General features: G+C 75.0%; 11 protein-coding genes. 7 read left to right on the top strand and 4 right to left on the bottom strand.

The features are described from left to right. Positions 1 to 174 precede the first annotated feature (174 nt). From ABZX40_RS14760 to ABZX40_RS14750, 3 genes are all read left to right on the top strand, one after another. Positions 175 to 1353, top strand: a complete 1179-nt coding sequence (locus ABZX40_RS14760) for a lactate 2-monooxygenase (protein ID WP_355738047.1) — start codon at positions 175 to 177, stop codon at positions 1351 to 1353. A 134-nt stretch (positions 1354 to 1487) separates the two neighbouring features. Continuing rightward, complete coding sequence (locus ABZX40_RS14755; protein ID WP_355738044.1) at positions 1488 to 2819, top strand: sugar ABC transporter substrate-binding protein; 1332 nt, start codon at positions 1488 to 1490, stop codon at positions 2817 to 2819. 96 nt (positions 2820 to 2915) lie between these two features. Next, on the top strand, positions 2916 to 3659 hold the full coding sequence (locus tag ABZX40_RS14750) for a peptidase E (RefSeq protein WP_355738041.1): 744 nt from the start codon (positions 2916 to 2918) through the stop codon (positions 3657 to 3659). Between the two features lie 362 nt (positions 3660 to 4021). On the opposite strand, the gene ABZX40_RS14745 is transcribed toward ABZX40_RS14750, so the two are convergent. Next, on the bottom strand, positions 4022 to 5065 hold the full coding sequence (locus tag ABZX40_RS14745) for a polysaccharide deacetylase family protein (RefSeq protein WP_355738039.1): 1044 nt from the start codon (positions 5063 to 5065) through the stop codon (positions 4022 to 4024). A gap of 463 nt (positions 5066 to 5528) precedes the next feature. Between ABZX40_RS14745 and ABZX40_RS14740 the strand changes: the two genes are divergently transcribed. The 4 genes from ABZX40_RS14740 to ABZX40_RS14725 all read left to right on the top strand — a co-directional run bounded on the left by ABZX40_RS14740 (position 5529) and on the right by ABZX40_RS14725 (position 17961). Further along, the gene (locus ABZX40_RS14740) at positions 5529 to 8633 is read left to right on the top strand and encodes an AMP-binding protein (protein ID WP_355738036.1); all 3105 of its coding nucleotides are present in this window, start codon (positions 5529 to 5531) and stop codon (positions 8631 to 8633) included. A 127-nt stretch (positions 8634 to 8760) separates the two neighbouring features. Beyond that, positions 8761 to 11871, top strand: coding sequence for an amino acid adenylation domain-containing protein (locus ABZX40_RS14735; protein WP_355738033.1), 3111 nt, complete (start codon positions 8761 to 8763; stop codon positions 11869 to 11871). Further along, positions 11871 to 17528, top strand: a complete 5658-nt coding sequence (locus tag ABZX40_RS14730) for an amino acid adenylation domain-containing protein (protein WP_355738030.1) — start codon at positions 11871 to 11873, stop codon at positions 17526 to 17528. The genes ABZX40_RS14735 and ABZX40_RS14730 overlap by 1 nt, the downstream gene beginning before the upstream one ends. Before the next feature lie 109 nt (positions 17529 to 17637). Beyond that, positions 17638 to 17961, top strand: coding sequence for a hypothetical protein (locus tag ABZX40_RS14725; RefSeq protein WP_355738027.1), 324 nt, complete (start codon positions 17638 to 17640; stop codon positions 17959 to 17961). A 1085-nt stretch (positions 17962 to 19046) separates the two neighbouring features. Here the strand turns inward: ABZX40_RS14725 and ABZX40_RS14720 are convergent. From ABZX40_RS14720 to ABZX40_RS14710, 3 genes are all read right to left on the bottom strand, one after another. Continuing rightward, on the bottom strand, positions 19047 to 20615 hold the full coding sequence (locus tag ABZX40_RS14720; RefSeq protein WP_355738025.1) for an RICIN domain-containing protein: 1569 nt from the start codon (positions 20613 to 20615) through the stop codon (positions 19047 to 19049). A 503-nt stretch (positions 20616 to 21118) separates the two neighbouring features. After that, positions 21119 to 21502 carry a toxin Doc gene (locus tag ABZX40_RS14715; RefSeq protein ID WP_355738023.1) on the bottom strand — a complete coding sequence of 128 codons (384 nt, stop codon included), beginning with the start codon at positions 21500 to 21502 and terminating at the stop codon, positions 21119 to 21121. A gap of 3 nt (positions 21503 to 21505) precedes the next feature. Further along, positions 21506 to 21751: a hypothetical protein gene (locus ABZX40_RS14710; protein ID WP_355738021.1), complete on the bottom strand. Its 246-nt coding sequence runs from the start codon at positions 21749 to 21751 to the stop codon at positions 21506 to 21508. Positions 21752 to 21759 lie beyond the last annotated feature (8 nt).

Raw genomic sequence — 21759 nt, 5'->3', positions numbered from 1 at the left:
ACGGCGGGGAAGCGGGCGGCGCTCCGCCGGGCGACGACCGCACCAGGACCGCCCCCGTCCGCATCACCCCACCACCTCACGCCCTCCCACCCCCGCCCCCTGCCCCCCGCCCCTGGACACCCCCGTACCGACCGGTGAGTATGGCCACGAACCCCCGGGACGGGAGAGGCACGGATGGCCAAGCACTGGGCGGACTTCCAGTACGAGATCTATCTCCAGGGGATGACGGGGGCGGTACCCCGGCTGCCCACCGATCTGACCCGGCTGGAGCAGCTCACCGAGCAGCGGCTCGGTCCCGGCCCGGTGGGCTATGTGGCGGGCGCCGCCGGGGACGGCAGCACCGCCCGCGCCAACCGGGAGGCCCTGCGGCGGCGCCGCATCGTGCCGCGGATGCTGCGCGATGTCCATGAGCGGGATCTGTCCGTGGAGGTGCTCGGCAGACCGCTGCCCGCCCCGCTGGCGCTGGCGCCGATCGGGGTGCTGTCGATCATGCATCCGGGCGCCGAACCGGCCGCCGCGCGGGCCGCCGCGGCGCAGGGTGTGCCGTACATCCTGTCCTCGGCGTCCAGCACCCCGATCGAGCAGGTCGCGGAGGCGATGGGGGACGCGGAGCGCTGGTTCCAGCTGTACTGGTCCAAGGACCGCGAGGTGACCCGGAGTTTTCTCGGGCGGGCGCGGGAGTCCGGGTTCTCGGTGCTGGTCGTCACGCTGGACACCCCGCTGCTGGCCTGGCGGCCCCGCGATCTGGACCAGGCGTATCTGCCCTTCCTGCACGGGGTGGGCACGGCCAACTACTTCACCGACCCGGCGTTTCGCGCGGGGCTGGCCAAGCCGGTGCAGGAGGATCCGAACGCGGCGGTGATGCACTTCGTGAACCTGTTCGCGGATCCCGGGAAGACCTGGCCGGACCTGGCGTTCCTGCGGGAGCACTGGGACGGGCCGATCGTGCTGAAGGGGGTGCTGCACCCGGACGACGCCCGGCTGGCGGCGGACGCCGGGATGGACGGGGTGGTGGTGTCCAACCACGGGGGCCGGCAGGTGGCGGGCTCGGTCGCGGCGGCGGACGCGCTGCCGGGGATCGCGCGGGCGGTGGGCGACCGGCTGACCGTGCTGTTCGACAGCGGCGTCCGGACCGGCGACGACATCGTCAAGGCGCTCGCGCTCGGCGCGCGGGCGGTGCTGGTGGGGCGGCCGTACGCGTACGGGCTGGGGCTCGACGGGCAGGCGGGCGTCGAGCATGTCATCCGCTGTCTGCTGGCCGAACTCGATCTGACGCTGGCCCTGTCCGGCCATGCGACTCCGTCGTCGGTGACGGCGGCGGACCTGACGGAGGCGCCGGGCGGGACGCCGTAGCGGAACAGGAAGACAGAGGCCCCGGCATGGCACCTGACGGCTTGCTTTGTGTTTGCCCAGAGATCCGCACTTCTCCTTGACCCTTTTCTCAGGGGGCGAGTAGATCTCGGGCGTCCCCTCTCCAAGGAGCCCCCGTGTCCTCCGCGCTTCCCGGCCGTGTCCCCTCCCCCGCCCGCCGGCATGTCCTGCGCGGTGCCGCCGCACTCGCCGCACTCGGCGCCGGTGCGGGTGCCGCGTCCGCCGCCCCGCTCGCGCCGCCGCTGCCCGATCTCACGGGTGTCACGCTGCGGATCCTGGTGAACTCCCCGCACATCGCCATGCACCGCACGGTCCTGGCCCCGGCCTGGCAGCAACTGACCGGTGGCACGGTGGAGGTGACGTCCACCGACTACCTCCGGCTGACGGACCGGATCATCGACGACGTCCGCAGCGGCACGGCCGCGTTCGACCTCTTCGATTACTACTACTACGGCCTGGGCGCGATGGCGGAGGCGGGGGCGCTCGTCGATCTCACCGGCTGGATCAGGTCCCGGCGCGACCTGGACACCCAGGACTTCCTGCCGTCGATCCACGACCCGTACACCCTGTACCGGGGGCGCCGCTACGGTCTGCCCTACGACGGCGACCAGCATCTGGTCTTCTACAACCGGGAGCTGCTCGACGCGCACGGTGTGCGGCCCCCGGCGACCTGGGACGAGTTCGACTCCGTGGCCGAGCGGATCACCCGGGCGGGCGGCGGCGCGTACCACGGTGCCGTGCTCCAGCGGCAGCCGCACGCGATGGGCCTCGGCTGCTGCTTCATCAACCGGCTCGTCGGCTACGGAGGCGACCTGGTCGACCGCTCGGGCCGTCCGACGCTCACCACGGACGCGGCCGTCGCCGCCGCCCGGCAGCTGATCGAGGTGGCGCCCCACTCGCTGCCCGTCCCGCCGGAGCAGCCCAGTTTCGACCCGGCCACCAACGCGTTCCTCGGCGGACAGCTCGGGCTGATCGAGTCCTGGACGGGGCTGGCCCGCCGGGCCGACGATCCCGCGCTGTCGAAGATCGCCGGAAAGTGGGGCGCGGTGGCGCTGCCGCTCGGCGGGCACAACCGGCGCCGCCGGACCCCGCTCAACGGCGGGTACGCGCTGGGCGTGTCGTCGGTGTCCCCGCAGCGCGAGGCGGCGCTCGCCTATATCGCCTGGGCGACGGCGAAGGACACCATGCTGACGGAGACCACGCAGAAGAACAGCGCCATCGACCCCAACCGCCGCAGTGTGCTGCACTCGGCGGCGTACGGGGAGACCACCCCGACCGCCGTCGGGCTGATCCGGGCCGGTCTGGACGGCACCCCGGTGGTGTGGCCCAAGGGCCCGGACGACCCCGGCAATCTCCAGCGGCTGGCCGACGAACTGGCGCTCGCGGTGGCGGGCGGCCAGACCGCCACCCGCGCCCTGCGCAACGCCCAGGCGGCCTGGCGCCACTAGCGACTGTCCGACGGATCGACGGATCCCCACCGCGTCGCGACGCCCGGCACCGCGCTGCCCGGGGCCCCGCGCCCCGCCCTCGTTACGATCCCTCCCATGACCGCTTCCGAACCCACCGTCCTCGCCACCTCCGGCGGCCATCGCGCCGGGACGCGTACCCGGGTCCAGTTCGACGCCCTCGTGCATCACGCGGTGGAGCTGGCCGACGTGACGGGCAGGCGCCCGAAGGTGATGTATGTCGGCACGGCGATCGGGGACGCGGAGCACTTCACCACCCGGATGACGGAGGCCGCGCGGATCGCGGGGTTCGAGCTGACGCCGCTGCACCTCTTCCCGATGCCCAATGTCGACAACATCGAGGCGGCGGTGCTGGAGCAGGACGTGGTGTGGGTGATGGGCGGCTCGGTGGCCAATCTGCTCGCGGTGTGGCGGGTGCACGGCCTGGACGCGATCATGCGCCGCGCCTGGCGGTCGGGCGTGGTGCTCAGCGGGGTCAGCGCCGGTTCCCTGTGCTGGTTCCAGGGCGGCGCGACGGACTCGTACGGGCCCGAGCTGCGCCCCGTCACCAATGGCCTCGGTCTGCTGCCGTACGGGAACGGGGTGCACTACGACGTGGATCCGGGGCGCCGTCCGCTGATCCACCGGCTGGTCGCGGACGGCACCTTCGCCGAGGCGCACTGCACGGACGACGGGGTGGGCCTGGTCTACCGGGGCACGGAGCTGGTCGAGGCGGTGGCGGAGGTGCCCGGCAAGGGCGCCTACCGGGTCCGGCGGGCGGCGGACGGCACGGCGGTGGAGGAACGGATCGAGCCGCGCCGGCTGCCTGCGGCCCCGGACTGACCCGGAGGGGATCGGGCCACGGCGGGGCCTGGCTGCCCCGAACTCACCCAGAACGGACCGGATCACGGCGGGTCCTGCGGGCCCCGGACTCACCCAGAACGGACCGGATCACGGCGGGTCCTGCGGGCCCCGGACTCACCCAGAACGGACCGGGCCACGGCGGATCCCGGCTGCCCCGGACTCACCCGGAACGGACCGGAGGACCACGGCAGGTCCCGCAGGCCCCGGACTCACCCGGAACGGACCGGAGGACCACGGCAGGTCCCGGCGGCCCCGGCCCGGCAGGCGCGGGCCGGGCCGAGGCCGCCGTCGCGGGGCCGCCGTCGCCGAGCCGCCGTCGCGGAACCGCCGTCGCGCGCCGGTCAGAGGGTTTCCGGGAGGCCCGCCAGGGTGTCGGCGTGGACGAAGGACAGGCCGCGCGCGAGGAGTCCCTCGATCACCGCGGGGAGGGCCTGGACGCTCTGTCTGCGGTCGCCGCCGCCGTCGTGCATCAGGATCAGTGAGCCGGGCCGGGTGTGGTCGAGGACGGTGCTGGTGATCTTCTCGGGGCCCTGCCGGGCCCAGTCCCAGGAGTCGACGTCCCACAGGGCCAGCGCGGGCCCGGACGGGAGCAGTTCGGCGAGGGTCTCGGGGGTGCGGGCGCCGTACGGGGGGCGGAAGACAGCCGGGACGCGGCCCACCGCCCGGTCGAACGCCTCGCTGGTGCGGTCGAGTTGGAGCCGGAACTGCCGGGCGGTGAGGTCGGGCAGGAAGGGGTGCGACCAGGTGTGGTTGCCGAGGCCGTGCCCGGCGTCCACGATCCGCCGTACCTCGTCGGGCAGGGCGCGCACATGGAGTCCGACGCAGAAGAAGGTGGCCCGGACGTCGTAGCGGGCCAGGATGTCGAGGATCTGGCGGGTGTGGACGGGGTCGGGGCCGTCGTCGAAGGTGAGGGCGATCTCGGGGCGGTCGCGCGGGCCGTGCCGGAACCAGCGGCCCGCCTCGGTGAGCCGGGCCTCGACGGACGCGCTGCGGCGGATGCCGTCGTGGTAGTCGTCGTCCCGGCCGGTCTGGCCGCCGCCCTCGGCGGTCAGCGGGGCGAGGGCGGCGCGGCCGGTTCTGGCGAGTTCGGCGAGGGCGAGGGCCGGTACGGAGCCGAAGTCGGGGCGGTCGCCGAGGTGCCAGGGGTCGGCGCGGTAGACCTCCAGTCCGGCCGCCGTGAAGAGGCCGTCGACCAGGCCGTTGGTGCTCTCCAGGGCCACGGCGCAGGGGCCCTGGGGGCGTCTGTCCTCACCGGCCAGCCAGCGGGTCAGTTCCGGTACCCGTTCCGCGCCCCAGTGGGTGGGCGTCATGGCGCGTTCGCCGTCGGCGTCCACCACTTCGACCTGATAGCCCTCGGCGGACCAGGCGATTCCCGCGTACAGCATCTGTGTGATTCCTTCTCACTCGCCCGGGGACGGCGGCGTACCCGGGGGCTGGATGTGGGGTGTCGGAGGGGGTGAGGGGGCAGGCGGATTCCGTCATGGGTGTGAGGGTGGGTGCCCGGTGGAGGATCGGGAGCGGGGTGGCCGGAATCGTCGGACGTTCTTCACCGACTCCGGCCGTCCCGTCCCGCGGCCCCGACCCGCCGGTTGCCCGTGCGCACCCCCGGTGACGAGGGGTTTTACCGGGGAGTCCGGGTCCCGGCGGGGTGGCTCGCGCGGCCGATCCCCGCCGATGTCCACGAACTCTCCATCATTGCGACACAAGTGCGACAGTGGCGCGCTATCCTTCGCCGTGCCCCGCCGAATGGTCCAGACCATACCCAAGGGCGGACTTCGCGCGCCATGCCTGACGACCGACTCCTGTGTCAGCCCATGTCCGGGTCAACTCCCGGACCGGACAACGAACTTGGAGGGCATCATCAACGCACCGCCCGGTGTGCCGACCGTTCCCGATCTGCTCGACGCCCGTGCCGCCCAGCAGCCCGACGGCATCGCGATCCAGGTACGCGGCGGCTCCACCCTCACCTACGGCGCCTGGCGGTTACGGGCCGTCCGCGCCGCCCAGGGGCTCGCCGCCGCGGGGATACGCCCCGGTGATCTGCTGGCCCTGCGCTTCACCAACGAGGAGTGGGACCGCTACGCGGTCGCCTTTCTCGCCGCCCACTACGCCGGGGCCGCCGCCCTCGTACTGCGCGCCGACCTCCCCGCACCGGAGGCGGCCCGGCTCGCCGCCCTCTGCGGCGCCACCGCCGTACTGCGCGGCTCCCAACTCACGCCCATTGACGGTGACTTGACGGACCTCACCCTGGAGGCCGTCGAGGCGTCCGGACCGGCCGACGGCGCCACACCCCCGTACCGCCCCGCCCCCACCGACACCGCCCAGATCGTCGGCACCTCCGGCACCACCGGGACGTCCAAGGGCGTGATCGCCTCCCACGCGAGTCTCACCGCGGGCCTGCGCCTGACTCCCCGCCACCGCCCCTACGCCCACTCCCGCCACGCCCTGCACGCCTTCCCCCTCGGCACCAACGCGGCCCAGATGATGGTCATCGGCGCCCTCACCGCGGCGCCCACCAGCGTCGTCCTGCCCCGGTTCGACGCCGAGGAGTTCGGCCGTACCGTCGCCGAACTGCGCGTCGGGACCGTCTTCCTGGTCCCCTCCATGGCGATCGAGCTGCTCAACTCCCGTATCGCCGACCGCCACGACCTCTCCAGTGTGCTGCTGCTCTCCTCCTCCGCCGCCGCCCTGCCCGTCCCCGTCGCCCTGGCCCTGACCGAGGCCCTCCCCAAGGCCACCGTCGTCAACGCCTACACCTCCGCCGAGGCGTCCCCCGCCCAGCTCTCCACGATCGTCGACCTCGCCCGCCCCGGCTCCGTCGGACGCCCCACCGACCCCGGCGACCTGCGGCTCCTCGGCCCCGACGGCACCCCGGTGGCCCCCGGCGAGACCGGTGAGGTGTGGCTGCGCCAGCCCGGCCCGCCCCGCGCCTACGCCGGGGACCCGGACGCCTCCGCCACCGTCTTCCGGGACGGCTGGGTGCGGATGGGCGATCTGGGGCGGCTGGACGACGGGGGCTTTCTCCATCTGGTCGACCGGGAGAGCGATGTCATCAAGTCCGGCGCCCTGAAGGTCTCCACCCTGCGGATCGAGGACGGCCTGCACGCCCACCCCCGGGTCGCCGACGCCGCCGCCCTCGGCATCGCGCACCCCGTCATGGGCGCGGTCCCGGCGGCGGTCGTGGTGCCGTCCGAGGACGGGCTCGACCTGGACGAACTGCGGCTGTTCCTGGTCGGCAGACTCAGCCGCGCCGAGTTGCCGGTACGGATCCTGCTCGCCGCCGACCTGCCCCGCAACGCCACCGGAAAGGTCGTCAAGCACCGGCTCCGCCCCCTCTTCGACGACCCCGCGCCCGGCCCGGCCGACCCCGCCCCACCGACGCCGCCGCGCACCGCCACCGAGGAGGCCCTCGCCGGGCTGTGGCAGGAGGTGCTGGGGCGTCAGGTCCGCCACAGCGGGGAGGAGTTCTTCGCGCTGGGCGGCGACTCCTTCCGCGCGGTGCGGCTGGCCACCGCCGTGAGTGAACGATTCGGCGTCGACGCGGGCGCCGCACTCGTCTTCGGCCGCCCCGCCCTGCGCGCCCAGGCCGCCTGGATCGACCGGCACACCGGCACGGCAGCCGCCGCACCCCCGGCAGCGGTGGCCCCGCCCGCCCTGCCGCCCTACCTCCGCGCCCTGCGCGCCCAGCCCCACGAGGTCCCGCTCACCAGCCAGCAGGAGAACTTCCTCGACTGGGCGGCCGAGGAGGCCGGGCGCGATGTCGGCGCGGTCACCGCCGTCTTCCGGGTCACCGACCGGCTCGACACCGGCGCCCTCGGCCGGGCCGTCACCGCGCTCGCCGCCCGCCACCCCGCGCTGCGCACCCGGTTCGTACCCGTCCCCGGCGACCTGCCCGGACTGGTCCGTACCGTCCTGGACGAGGAACCCCGCGTCCGGATCACCGTCCTCGACGTGCCCGGCGCCACCGATCACGAGACCGACGCGCTGCTGATCGCCGAACGCGACCGGCTCACCGATCTCGGCGAGGATCCGCTGACCCGGCTGCTGGTGGTCTCCCGGGGCCCCGAGGACCATGTCGTCCTGCTCGCCGTGCACCATATGGTCGCCGACGGCTGGTCCATCGGCGTCCTGCTGCACGAACTCGGCCTCGCCTACGACGCCCTGCGCCGCGGCCGGTCCCCCCGGCTGCCCGCCCACGCCCTGCCGTACCAGGATTTGGTGCGCTGGGCCGGCGACCAGTGGGCGGCGGGACGGCGGCACTTCGCGACCGCGCTGGACGGCGCCCCCTCGGCGCTGGACCCGTTCCCCGGCCGCCGGGCCGTCGACCGGGTCCACACCGTTGCCCACCCCTTCAGCGTCGCCGCCGGACCCGCCGGACGGCTGCGCGAGCGCGCCCGGGACCTGGGTGTCACCCCGTTCATGGCGGTCGCCGCCCTGTGGAGCGGACTGCTCGCCGGACGCGGCGGCGGCACCGACCTGGTGCTGATGACCCCGGTGCCCGGCCGGACCCGGCCCGAGGCCCAGCGGACCGTGGGCTGTCTGGTGCAGTCCCTGCTGGTGCGCGTCGACTGTTCCGGCGGCCCCGGCTTCGCCGAACTCGCCGAGCGGGTACGGCTCGCCACCACCGGCGCCCTGGACCACCAGATGTACCCCTACGCCGAGTTCACCCCGCACCGGGTCGCCTTCCCGGCCTGGCTGCGGTACGAGAACTGGGCCGCCGACGCCCATCTGCCCGGACTGCGCTGCGCGCCCTGGACGCTGCCCCGGGGGACCACCGTCCCCTGGCCGCTGCCGGGCGGCGACCTGGGCGTCCCCGAACTCACCGTCGTGGAACAGCCCGACGGCTCGCTGGACTGCTGGATCCAGTTCAACGCGCTGGCCTTCGCCGAGGACGCCATCACCGCCCTGGCCGAGGACCTCACCGCCGCCCTGACCGCCGCGACGGTCGGCTGACACCCCTCTCCCTTCCCTCACCGGACGTGGGCAGCGCCGCCCCGTCCGCACGGCACCGCATGTCCTTTTCCGCTCGCCGTCCCTCCCTCTGTCCGCCCGCACGCACGACCGATCGAGGAAGACTCCCGTGACCCGCATTCCCGCCAGCCCCGCCCAGCAGGGCATCTGGATCAATGAGCGGCTCGCCCCGCTCGGCTCCCTCCACCATCTGTCGTTCGCCCTGCACATCGAGGGCCCCCTCGACGAAGGGGCGCTCTCCGCCGCCGTCGCCGATATGGCCGCCCGGCACCCCGCGCTCTCCCTCACCGTCCGGGAGGACGACGGCACCCCCGTCCTCGTCCCCGGCCCGGCGCCCGCGCTCACCGTGCGCGATGTCGCCCCCGGGTCACGGGACTTCGTGACTGCCGAGGAGAGCGCGGCCCCCTTCGACCTCGCCGCCGGACCCCCGGCCCGGTTCACCCTGCTGCGCACCGGCGCCACCCGGGCCACCCTGCTGGGGGTCCTCCACCATCTCGTCCACGACGGCACCTCCACCGACATCCTGCTCACCGACCTCGCCGCCGCCTACGCCCACCGCACCGGCCACGGCCCCGCCCCCGACCCGCTCGCCCCGGCCGGGGATCCCCTCCCCTCGTACGGGCCCCAGGACCTCGCCGCGGCCACCGCGCACTGGTCGAGGCGGGAACTGCCCGCGCCCACCGTGCGGTTGCCCGGTCTCGCCGCCGACCCCGACGGGCCCTCCGGCCCCGGCACCGGACCGGGCGCCTTCGTCGCCTTCGACCTCGACCCGGCGCTCCGCGCGGACCTGGACGTCACCGCCCAGAAGCTCGGCGTCACCACCTTCGAACTCCTCCTCACCGCCGTGCACACCCTGCTGCTGCGGTACGGCAACGAGCGGCCGGCCGTAGCCGTCGACCTGGGCACCCGGGGCTCCCGCGACGAGGGGCGGACCGGGATGCACGTCAATGAGCTGCCCGTGGTCGGCGCACCCCGCCCGGACACCCCCTTCGGGACGTTCGCCCGCGCGGTCCGGGCCGAACTCCGGGCCGCCTACCCGCACCGCCCGGTCCCCCTGGCCCGCGCCGTGCGGGGCATGCGCCCCGGCGTCACCCTCGCCCCGGTGTCCCTCACCTACCGGCGCCGGATGGCCCCCGTCACCCTGCACGGGCTGACCACGACGACCGACTGGTTCGTGTTCCCCGGCACGGCCCGCGGCGCCCTGCGGTTCCATCTGCTGGACGGGCCCGACCGGCTGAGCGTGCTGCTCATCCACCGCACCGACCGGCTGGAGCCCCGGCGCGCGGAGCGGATCGGCGCCCATCTGCGCCGGCTCCTCGCCGCGGTCACCGCCGCCCCCGGCACCGCGCTGGCCGATCTGCCCCTGCTGGACGACGCCGAACTCACCCCGCTCACCGGCCCCGCCCCCGACCCCGACGCCCCCGGCGCCACCCTCCCCGCCCTGCTCACCGCCGCGTTCGCCGCGCACGCCGACCGCCCGGCCCTCACCGCCGGGGAGCGGACCCTGACCTACGGCGAACTGGCCCGCGCCGCACGCGGGCTGGCCCGGCGCCTGGTCGCCGAGGGGGTCCGGCCCGGGACGGTCGTCGCGGTCTGCGCGCAGCGGTCCGGCGAGACGGTGGCCGCCGTCCTCGCCGTCACCCTCGCCGGGGGCACCTATCTGCCCGTGGACCCCGGCTATCCGCGCGACCGGGTGGCGTTCGTGCTCGACGACTCCGGGGCCCCCTTCGCGCTGGCCCAGCGGGCGACCGCCGACCGGGTCCCGCCGGGGGTCCGGACGCTGCTGATCGACGGCCTGTTCGACGCCGGGAGGGCGGAGGCGGGCGCGGGTGCCGACGCGGCTGCGGACACCGGTAGACAGACCGCACCGGACCCCGCCGGTCTCGCCTACCTCATCTACACCTCCGGCTCCACCGGCCGCCCCAAGGGCGTCGAGGTGCCGCACAGCGCCCTGGCCCATCTCCTGCTGGCGTTCCGCACCGCGCTGACCGCCCGCCCCGGTGACCGCTGGCTCGCCGTCACCTCCCTGTCCTTCGACATCTCCGCCCTGGAACTGCTGCTGCCGCTGATCACCGGCGGTCAGGTGGTCCTCGCCGACGAACGGCAGGTCCGCGACGGCGGGGCCCTCACCGCGCTGGTCGCGCGGCACGGCATCACCCATCTCCAGGCCACCCCGTCCGGCTGGCGGCTGATGCTGGACGCCGGGCTCGACGCCCCCGCGCTCACCGCCCTGTGCGGCGGCGAGGCGCTGCCGCTGCCGCTGGCCCGGCGGCTGCGCGAGCGCGTCGGACGGCTCTGGAACGTCTACGGCCCCACCGAGACCACCATCTGGTCGACCGCCGCCGAAGTGCCCCCGTCCCCCGGGGAGATCACCATCGGCCGCCCGATCGCCGGGACCACCGCCCTCGTCCTGGACTCCTCCGGGCGGCCCGCCCCGCACGGCATCCCCGGTGAACTCGCCCTCGGCGGCGCGGGCCTTGCCCGCGGCTACCGCGACCGGCCCGAGCTGACGGCCCGGCGGTTCGTCACCGACCCGGCGAGCGGCACCCGGCTGTACCGCACCGGCGACCTCGCCCGGGTCCGCACCGATGGCTCCCTGGACTGCCTGGGGCGCCTGGACGACCAGGTGAAGCTGCGCGGCCACCGGATCGAGCCGGGTGAGATCGAGGCCCGGGTCCAGGAGCATCCGGCGGTCTCGGCCGCCGCCGTCGCCGTGCACGGCACCCCCGACGACCCGGGCGGCCAGTTCCTCGCCGTCTACCCGGTGTGGCGCTCCGGCGTCCCCGTCCCCACCCCCGCCGAACTGCGCGCCTTCCTCGCCCTCACCCTGCCGCCGGTGATGCTGCCCGGGGCGGTGCACCCGCTGCCCGCGCTGCCGCTCACCCCCAACGGCAAGACCGACCGCCGGGCCCTGCCCGCCCCCGACCGCACCCCGGCCACCGACCCCGGGACCGGCTCCCCCGCGCCCGATGACGAACCGTGGGACGAGGTCACCACCGAGGTCGCCGCGATCTGGCGCGAGGTGCTCGGCCTCGCCTCCCTCGGCCTGGACGACGACCTCTTCGACCTGGGCGCCCACTCCCTGACGATCACCCAGGTCGCCGCCCGGATCCGCGACCGCCTAGGCGCCGAGGTCCCCCTGCACATCTTCTACGAGGCCCCCACCGTCGCCGCCGTCGCCGACGCCGTCACCCTCGAACTGCTGGCGGAGGAGGACTGATGGCACCCATCGACCAGCCGACCCAGCCCACACCCGAACCGACCACGGGACGCCGCACCCTCACCCCCGACCAGCCGACCCACCCCACACCCGCGCCGTCCACAGGGCGCCGCACCCTCACCCCCGAGCAGCGGGCCCGGCTCGCCGCCCGGCTCCGGGACCGGCCCGCCCCCGGTGCCCGTACCCCGTCCGTGCCGCCCCGCCCGCCGGGTGCGCCCGCGCCGCTGTCCCTGGCCCAGGAGCGCCTGTGGTTCGTGGAGCAGCTCACCCCCGGTACCGCGACCTATGTGCTGCCCATCGCCGGGCGGCTGCGGGGCGCGCTCGACCCGGCCGCGCTCGCCGAGTCGCTGCGGCTGATCGCCGTACGGCACGACACGCTGCGGGCCTCATTCCCGGCTGCCGAGGACGGGACTCCGCTGCTGCGGATCGCGTCGGCGGACTCCTTCGCCGTGCCGTGGCGGACCGTCGATCTGGCCGGGCTGCCCGCGCCGGAGGAGGCGGCTCGCACGGAGGTCGAGGCGGAGGTGGCCCGGCCCTTCGATGTCGCCGAGGGGCCCCTGGTGCGGGCCCTGCTGCTGCGGCTCGCCGACGACGATCATGTGCTGGCCGTCTGCCAGCACCATCTGACCGGCGACGGCTGGTCCGCGTCCGTGCTGCTGGACGAACTCCTCTCCGGACACGAGGAGTTGACCGGTGGTTCGGTGCCGGAGCGGGCGCCGCTGCCCGTCACCTACGCCGATGTGGCGCACTGGCAGCGGGCGCGGCAGGAGCTGCCCGGGGCGCGGGAGTCGCTCGCGCACTGGCGGGCGGCGATGGCCGGGGTACCGCCGCTGGAGCTGCCCACCGACCGGGCCCGGCCCGCGCTGCCGGGGCCCGGGGGTGCCACGCACGCCTTCCGGCTCGACCCGGCGGCGTACGAGGCGGCCCGCGCCCTGGCCCGGGGGCGCGGGGTCACCCTCTATATGACGCTGCTGGCCGCGTTCCAGGTGGTGCTGGGGCGCTGGTCGGGGCAGGCGGACTTCGCGGTCGGCACGCCGTTCGCGGGGCGGCCCGCCGAGGAGACCGAGGGGCTGATCGGGCTGTTCAGCACGATGCTGCCGCTGCGGGCCGATCTCAGCCCCGAGCGGACCGGCGGGCCCTCCCCCGGCTTCAGCACCGTGCTCGCCCGGGTGCGGGGTGCCGCGCTCGGCGCCCAGCAGCATCAGGACACGCCCTTCGAGCGGCTGGTGGAGGCGCTGGACCTGCCGCGCGAGGTGAGCCGGCCGCCGCTGTTCCAGGTGTCGTTCGCGCTCCAGAACCATCGCGCCCAGCACTTCACCCCCCGCGACCTGGAGTGGAGCACCTTCCCCTTCCACGGCACCGGCGTCCATCTCGACCTGGGCCTCTACTGCACCGAGACCGATGGCGCACTGGAGGCGTTCCTCACCTACCGCACCGATCTGTGGGACCCGGCGACGATCGCCCGGCTCGCCGGGCACTGGCAGCGGGTGCTGACCGGCGCCGCCGCCGACCCGGGCGCCCCGGTGGGCACCCTGGAGTTGCTGGGCGCCGATGAACGGCACCGGGTGCTGACCGAGTGGAACGACACCGGGAGGGCCACCCCGGGCGCGGCGACCCTCGCGGACGCCGTCGCCGCCCAGGCCGCCCGCACCCCGGACGCCATCGCCCTCGTCCACGCCGGGCAGCGCGTCGGGTACCGGGACCTGGACCGGCGGGCGAACCGGCTCGCGCATCTGCTGCGCGCCGCCGGGGCCCGCGCGGACACGCTGGTCGGGGTCTGTCTGGACCAGGGCATCGAGCAGGCGGTGGCACTGCTGGCGGTCCTCAAGGCCGGGGCCGCCTATGTGCCGCTGGACCCCGAGCAGCCCGCGCGGCGCCTCGGGCACATGCTCACCGACTCCGCGCCGGTCGCCCTGGTCACCACCGCCGCCCACAGCCCCCTGCTCGACGGCTCCGACGCCCCCGTCCTCCTGCTGGACGAGGCGGCGGACGCGCTCGACGGGATGCCGGAGGCACCGCCGGAGCCGGTCGCGGGGCCGGACCATCTGGCGTATGTCATCTACACCTCGGGGTCGACGGGGACGCCCAAGGGGGTGGCGGTACAGCACCGGCAGGTGCTCACCTATCTGGACGGGGTGCGGCAGCGGTTCGCGGCGGCGGGGCTGCCCGACGGCGCCCGGTATCTGCTGCTCCAGTCGCTCGCCTTCGACTTCGGCCTGACCACCCTGTATCTGTCCCTGACCACCGGCGGCACCCTGCATCTGCTGCCGCCGCGCACCCCGGGGCCCGAGCTGGCCGCCCAGCTCGCCCGGCACCGCATCGACTGCGTCAAGCTCACCCCCTCCCATCTGGCCGCCCTGACCGCCGAGGTGGACGACCCGGCCGTACTGCTGCCCCGGCGGCTGCTGATCCTCGGTGGCGAGGCGTCGGGCTGGGAGTGGAGCCGGGCCCTCGCCGAGACGGGTGCCCGCACCGGCTGCCGGGTCGTCAACCACTACGGGCCCACCGAGGCCACTGTCGGCGCCACCACCCATCTGGTCGACCCGGACCGCCCCGCCGAGGGGCCCACCACCCCCATCGGCCGGCCGCTGCCCGGCGCCCGGGTCTACCTCCTCGACGCCGAGGGCGCCCCCGTGCCGCCCGGAGCGGTCGGTGAACTGTGGATCGGGGGCGACCGGCTGGCCCGCGGCTATCTCAATCTGCCCGACCTCACCGAGGCCCGCTTCCGCCCTGACCCGTTCGCCGAGCACCCCCCGGGACCGGAACCGGCCCGTATGTACCGCACCGGAGATCTGGCCCGCCACCGTCCCGACGGGACCGTGGAGTTTCTGGGCCGGGGCGACGACCAGGTCAAGATCCGCGGCTACCGGGTGGAGCTGGGCGAGGTCGAGACGCATCTCGCGCGGCTGCCCGGCGTCGGCCAGGCGGTGGCCGCCGCGCGCGGACCCGCCGGGGAGCTGACCCTCGTCGGCTATCTGGTGCCCGCCGACCCGGAGGTCCCGCCGCCGCCCGCCGCCGAGCTGCGGCGGCTGCTCGCCGAGCACCTGCCCGACTATCTCGTCCCGTCCCGCTTCGCCGTGCTCCCCGAACTGCCCCGCCAGGCGCACGGCAAGGTGGACCGGCGGGCGCTGCCGGAACCGGGGCGGCCCGGCCCGGGTGAGGGAGCGGCGTACGTGGAGCCGCGCACCGACGCCGAGCGGACGGTAGCCGGGCTGTGGGCCGAACTCCTGAACCTCGAACGGGTCGGCGCGCACGACGACTTCTTCGACCTCGGCGGGCACTCGCTGCTCGCGATGCGGATGGTGGCGTCCCTGCGCCGGCTGCTGGGCCCGGAAGCCGGCATCACCCTCATGGACGTCTTCCGCCACCGCACGGTCGCGACCGTAGCCGCCCTCGCCGGACGCACCGACGAGGAACGCGGCCCGCGCCGCCTCCTGCACCGCCTCACCCCCGCCCGCGAGACGACCCTCTCCCTGATCTGCCTGCCGTACGGCGGTGGCAGCGCTGTCGTCTACCAGCCGCTGGCGGACGCCCTGCCGGACGGGGTGGCCCTGCACGCGGTCGCCGTCCCCGGGCACGATCTGGGGATGTCGGAGGAGTCCCTGCCGCTGGAGGAGGTCGCCCGGCGGTGCGCGGACGAGGTGCTGGAGTCGGTGTCCGGGCCGGTCGCGGTGTACGGGCACTGCGGGGTGGGGGCGGCGCTCGCCGTGGAGACGGCCCGGCTGCTGGCCGCCGCCGGGCGCGACCCGGACGCGGTCTATCTGGGCGGGATCTTCCCCTTCGCCCGCCCCACCGAAGGGCTCCTCGGCCTGCTCTCCCGCGTCTCGGTCCTGGACCGGCGGCGCAGCGGCCGACTGCACCTCAACTGGCTCCGCTCGATGGGCGCCGACCTGGAGGGCCTCGATCCCGAGCAGCTCACCACCATCGTCCGCAATGTCCGCGAGGACTCCCGGGCGGCCGAGGCGTACTTCACCGAGCGGCTCGCGGGGCCGCCGTCCGGGCTCGGCGGCCCGGTGGTGTCGGTCGTCGGATCGGCCGATCCCGGGACCGAGTTCCACCGGGAGCGGTACCGCGAGTGGGGGTTCGTCGGGCCGACGACGGCGGTGGCCGTGCTGGACGAGGGCGGTCACTACTTCCTCAAGCACCGGGCCGCGGAACTCGCCGAGATCGTCACGACGGTCCATCCGGCGGTGGACGGGGGCACGGCTGACGATCTGTGCCGGGCGGGGCGCGGGGAGGGGGCCACCTGGTGGCTGGACGGGGCGCACCGGGAGTCCGCCGCCTCGGCTAAGACCCCGGGCGCCGCTCCCCGCACCCGGCGGGACACCCGCCGGTTCGTCGCGGTGGCCGCGTCGCAGACGGTGTCCCAGACGGGGTCGGCGCTGACCGAGTTCGCGCTGCCGCTGTGGATCTATCTGACCAGCGGCTCGGTGGCCTGGTTCGGGCTGTTCGCGGTGCTCGGGATCGTGCCCGGACTGATCGCCGCGCCCGTGCTGGGCAGTCTGGTGGACCGGGTGGACCGGCGCCGGGTGATGCTCGTGGCCACCCTGGTGTCCGGCTCGACGGAGGCCGCGCTCGCGCTGCTCCATCTCTTCGGAGCGCTGAGCCCCTGGCACACGGGGGTGCTGATGGCGGTCCTCTCGGTGTCCCTGACCGGCCAGCGCCTCGCCTTCCAGTCGGCCATCCCCCAACTCGTCCCCAAGCGCTATCTGGGGCACGCGAACGGGGTGGTCCAGATCTCCGGCGGGATCGCCCAGGTCGTGGCCCCGCTGGCGGCCGTCGGGCTGCTCGCCTCGATCGGCATCGGCGGGGTGCTGCTGCTGGACGTGGTGAGTTACGCCATCGCCGCGACCGTGCTGCTGACCGTGCGGTTCCCGCGCACCCTGGCCGCGCGGCGCCGGGAGACCCTGCGGCAGGAGATCGTCGAGGGCTTCCGGCTGGTCACCGGCCGACGCGGCTTCCGGGCGATGCTGCTGTTCTTCGCCGTGCTGAACCTGTTCCTGCCGGTGCTGTTCCAGCTGATCTCGCCGCTGGTGCTGGGCTTCTCGTCGCTGGGCTCGGTGGCCTCGGTGTCGCTGGCGGGCGGGCTGGGCGCGGTGGTGGGCGGGCTGGCGATGGGCCTGTGGGGCGGGCCCCGGCGGCGCCGGATGCGGGGGATGCTGCTGGTCGTCCCGGTCCTCGCGCTGTGCTGCGCGCTGACGGGGCTGCGCCCCGATCTGCTGGTGGTGAGCGCCGGAGTGTTCGGCATGGCCGCGTCCCTGTCCCTCCTCAACGGCATCTATCTGACGATCGTTCAGGTCAAAGTGCCCCAGCGGTTCCATGGCCGGGTGATGGCCCTCAACCAGCTCGTCGCCTGGTCCACCCTGCCGGTCGGCTTCCTGGTCATCGCCCCGCTCGGCACCGGACTGCTGGGCCCCCTGATGGCACCGGGCGGCGCCCTCGCCGACACCGTCGGCACGGTCCTCGGCACGGGCTCCGGCCGGGGCATCGGGCTGCTGTACGTCCTGCTGGGGGCGGCGATCCTGCTGCTGGGGGCGGTGTCCCTGCGGATACGGGCACTGGCCCGCTTCGACAGGGACGTCCCGGACGCCCAGGCGGACGACCTGGTGGGGCTGGCGGCGCTGGACGCGGGGCGCGTCCACGGGACTGACGCGTAGGTGAGTACGCGCCGGGCCGCTCCTTGAGTACGGGTACTCAGGCAGCGGCCCGGCGCTCTTCGGGACAGTGGTCGCGGCCAGCCGACCACGACCCGAGAAGAGACCTCCGGTGACCACGACCACCTCCGACCGCCCCTCCGCCCCGCGCCGACTCGCCCTCACGGTCGCCGCCCTCGCCGCCGGAGCGCTGGCCCTGACGGGCTGTTCGCTCCAGATCCAGGAGGACATCTGCCGGGGAGGCGAGTACCCGGCCCTCTCCATCGGCGGCGGGGGCTCGTACTGCGAACGCAACGGCGCGGAGCCCGACGCGGGCTTCACCCGCTACCCCGAGGGCAAGGTGCCACAGCAGGTCGACGACGAGTGGGATGTGTACTGGCGCACCCACACGATCGACGAGAACGGCGAGATCGCCGACCTGCCCGCGGGGGCGTGAGGGGGGTGTGGGGCGGGGCTCGCGCGGGGTTGTGGGGCGGGGGCTCGCGCCGGGTTGTGGGGCGGAGGCTCACGCCGGGTTGCGGGGCGGAGGCTCGCGCCGGGTGCCCACCCCGGATGAGGTGAGCGAGCGCGGCGTTGCGGGGCGGGACTCACGCCGGGCAGCGGGGCGGAGGCTCACGCCGGATGCCCACCCCGGATGAGGTGAGCGAGCGCCGTCTCTTGCGGGGCGCCGGATCCCGGCGGGGCCTGCGCGGGGCTTGCGCCGGGCGCCTGCACCGGGCTCGGCATGTGCACGCTTCGCGCCGCGGGCTTGCCCCGGAGGGGGCGGCCTACGCGGGCCTTGCACAGGGCACCCGATCCGCGCGGAGTTCGCGAACGCCTCACCCGAGCCGCCTGACCCGAGCGGGACGTGGGCGGATCCCGCGCCGGGCGCCTGCCTCAGGTACGGCGTACGAACCACCCACGCCGCAGGCGTGACCCGGACGGGCCCGATCGGGCCCTACGCGGGGCACCTGATCCGGACGGCGTTCGCGGAGCACCTGTCCCGCGCATGACCCGGGTCGGTCTCACGCCGGGCGCCTCGCCCCAGACGCGATCTCCGAATGCCTCGCGCCGGGCGCCTCGCCCCAGACACGATCTCCGAACGCAACGCGCCGGGCGCCTCGCCCCGACGCGGTGTCGCGACGGCCCCGACTCCGGGTGCCGGGACGCGGACACGGCCCGTCCCGCGTCCTGCCCGGCGACCGGTGCCGGCGGAAGCCGAGGACGTGACGATCGACCAGGGCGGCCCGAAGGGGCCCCGCCCCGGCTCCCCCGTCACCCCGCGGAGCGGCCCGTCGGCAGTCGCACCAGCAGCCGCCGGACCGCCTCCCCCGGACCAGTGGGGACCATCCCCCGCCTCCGCCCGGCCGCCGCGCGGCGCGGCGCGGTCGATGATCTCCCTCAGGCGGCGATAGGCCCTCGCGGGAGACCGGCCCCGGGGCGCCGGGGAACTCGTCGTCACCCTCGCGCGCCACCTCCACCCCGGCGCCCGCGACCGGGTCGGCCAGTGCTTACCGTCCCGGGCCCACGGCCTCGTCCCTCTCAGTGCGTGTCCGCCGCGCCCACCGCGCGCGGGGACGGGCGGGCGCTGTCGATGGACAGGGAGCCGGACCCGGAGGACGGGGCGTCGGTGTGCCAGCGCTGGGTGTCGGAGCCGTCGCGGACCTTGACGACCAGGTCGGCGGCGAGGTCGCCGGTGGTCGGGGCGAGGGCGAGGCGGTCGTCCCAGCGGGGCAGCAGCTCGCCCTGGGCGGTGAGGTCGTAGCGGACGTCGGCGGCCCGGTCGGAGCGGGCGTCCACGCAGGTGCCGAGGATCACCACCCCGGCGTCGGCGTGCGAGTCCAGGCACAGCTCGGGGGCGGCCACACTGCGGAGCAGTCCGTCGGCCTCGTACGCCCACTGCTGGGCCGGGGCGGTGGAGCACTCGGCGAGTTCGGTGCCCGCGCCGGTCTCGGCGGTGCCGCGTACGGCGAGGCAGGCGCCGGTGGCGACATGGTGCAGCCGGGTGCTGCGCAGCGCGCCGGGCAGTCCGGCGCTGCCGGGTGGGGCGGAGGCGCCGGTGCCCTGGTTGCCGCCGCCGGGGGCGCTGTCGGAGGCGATGGGGTCGGCGGCGCCGCCGTCGCCCCAGTGGGTGGCGGTGAGGACGGCGGCGAGGAGCCCGGCGGAGACCAGGCCGACGGTGACCAGGCCCCGGTTCGGGCGCGAGGGCAGCGGGAGGCGGGAGACGATCCGGTGGCGTCCGGCGTTCGCGCGGCGGCCCGTGGCGCGGCCGGGCTGGGTGCGGCCGGGGCGGGAGTCGCGGTAGCGGCGGGCGCCCCAGCCGAGGACGGCCTCGGCGAGGAGCAGATCGAGACCGCCGTCGAAATGGCTCAGTTGTTCGGCCGCGTCCCGGCAGTAGCGGCAGGCGGCGAGATGCTGCTGCACATCGGGCAGCAGGGCGCCGCCGCGCCGAATGGGAACGTCGAGGAGCCGGTTGTAGTAACCGCAGTCCTTGCTGGGGGCGAGTTCGCGGTGGGCGCGGACAAGGCCCTCGCGGTATTTGTCGCGGGCCTGTTCAAGTGCGGCCGACGCGCTGTCGGGATCCAGGCCGAGCAGTGCGGCGGGCACGGATATCGGTTCCGCCTCGACCTCGGTGTGCCACAGGAGGCACTGGGCGAGTCCGGTAAGGCCCTTGAATGCGCGTTCGGCCAGGACCCGGTTTTCCGGCGTCAATGACTTTGCCGTGCGCATGCCACGTCCACCGGCGGGTCGGCGGACATCCGGGAGAACGGCGGCCGTCCGGTCGTCCGCGGACCAGAGCCGGACCGTGTCCCGGACGGCGACCAGCAGCCGGGGGCGCAGCGCGATGGCCGACTCGCCCAGGGTCAGCCGGTCGAAGACCTGGTGGAAGGCGGTGCCGGTGACCATCTCGGCGACTTCGGACGAGGCCGCCAGACAGATCACCGCGTAGTCGTGCGCCGGGCGCCAATGGCGGGCGGTCAATACGGCGGTGGAATGGGCGACTTCCGCGTCCGTACTGCCGCTGAGGCGGGTGGCGAGGGACTCGTCGGATTCTCCGGGCGTCCCGCCGGGCGGCGGGTAGGGCGGACGAGGGGGGTGGGGGGTGGGCACTGAGCGGATTCCTTCCCACGCGCGCGTGACACTCAGGATTTCGGTCGCCGAAAAGGGGTCCGAGATGGTGTGTACCTTTTTGGCGAGGTCGCGGGGAGGGCGAATTCGTCCGCGGTCGGCCGGACTTCGTTCACCGGCGGACGCCGATCGGCCCCGCCCATTCCCCCCTGGGGCGTAAACCCTCGCACACGTCGCTCAAGGCCAACAAGGCACTTGGGCAACATCCATATCGCCGAGGGAAAACCGGACAACGCCGTCGTGGACCGCACGGGAGGGATTTCACCTTTCCCCCGTGCCCCGCGCCCCGTGTGAATCCTCCGCACCCGCCGACCCCGCACGCCCCCTGCCGCTGCCCGGCCGCCGCGCGGTGCACTGGACCCGGCCCCCCTTCCCGCGAGGCCACGCGCAGAACGGCGGCTCTCCTGCGCGTCACGGCCGCCGGCCCCGATCATCCGCCCTCGGCCGGCGGCCCCAGGGGAATCCCCTTCCCCAAGGGGTGGCCCTCAGATCTGCCAGGACCGCAGCCGGTCCGCCGCCCCGTACACATCCGTCTTGCCGTCGATCAGCGCGCGGACCAGGTCGACCAGGGCCCCGTAGGGCGGGTCGATACCGACGCCGCTGACGAACATGTAGGCCACCGCGGTCGAGCAGGCGAAGCGGGCGTTGGCCGCGGGCAGGGGTTTGAGCAGGGCGAGGGTGTGCAGCAGGGCGGCGGCCCGCCAGGCCGGGTCGGAGTCGACCCCGAGCCGGGGCGGATCGACCCGGTGCCGGGCGACGGCGGCGACCAGGGCGGAGAAGTCATTGACGGTGGGCTGGTCCGGCAGCACCTCTTCGTGCCGCTGGAGCAGCCAGGGGACATCGATGTGGATGACGGGAGCGGGGCTCATCGATCAGCCGACCCGCCCGGCACCCTTGACGGCCGGTTCGTCCTCCGGGAACGCCGCCGCGAACTCGTCGGCGTGCGACGCGAAGAACCGGCGGAACGCCTCCGCCCCTTCCTGCAACGCCCGGTGGCGCGCGATGTCGGCCGCGGCGGCCTCGCGCACGAGCGCCTTCATCGAGGTACCGCGCTCCTTGGCGATCTGCCGGAGATCCTCCAGTTCGCGGTCACTGAACTCCACATTGAGAGCTGGCATGCCCCAAC

Origin of the sequence: Streptomyces sp. NPDC004610 (genome assembly GCF_040609715.1) — a bacterium.
Classification (GTDB): domain Bacteria; phylum Actinomycetota; class Actinomycetes; order Streptomycetales; family Streptomycetaceae; genus Streptomyces.
Note: the sequence above shows the minus strand (reverse complement) of the source record. Positions and strands in the feature narration are given on the sequence as shown.

Coding starts and splice junctions, on each gene's coding strand:
- ABZX40_RS14760 (WP_355738047.1), top strand. CDS start 175: ATGGCCAAGCACTGGGCGGACTTCCAGTACGAGATCTATCTCCAGGGG.
- ABZX40_RS14750 (WP_355738041.1), top strand. CDS start 2,916: ATGACCGCTTCCGAACCCACCGTCCTCGCCACCTCCGGCGGCCATCGC.
- ABZX40_RS14745 (WP_355738039.1), bottom strand. CDS start 5,065: ATGCTGTACGCGGGAATCGCCTGGTCCGCCGAGGGCTATCAGGTCGAA.
- ABZX40_RS14730 (WP_355738030.1), top strand. CDS start 11,871: ATGGCACCCATCGACCAGCCGACCCAGCCCACACCCGAACCGACCACG.
- ABZX40_RS14715 (WP_355738023.1), bottom strand. CDS start 21,502: ATGAGCCCCGCTCCCGTCATCCACATCGATGTCCCCTGGCTGCTCCAG.
- ABZX40_RS14710 (WP_355738021.1), bottom strand. CDS start 21,751: ATGCCAGCTCTCAATGTGGAGTTCAGTGACCGCGAACTGGAGGATCTC.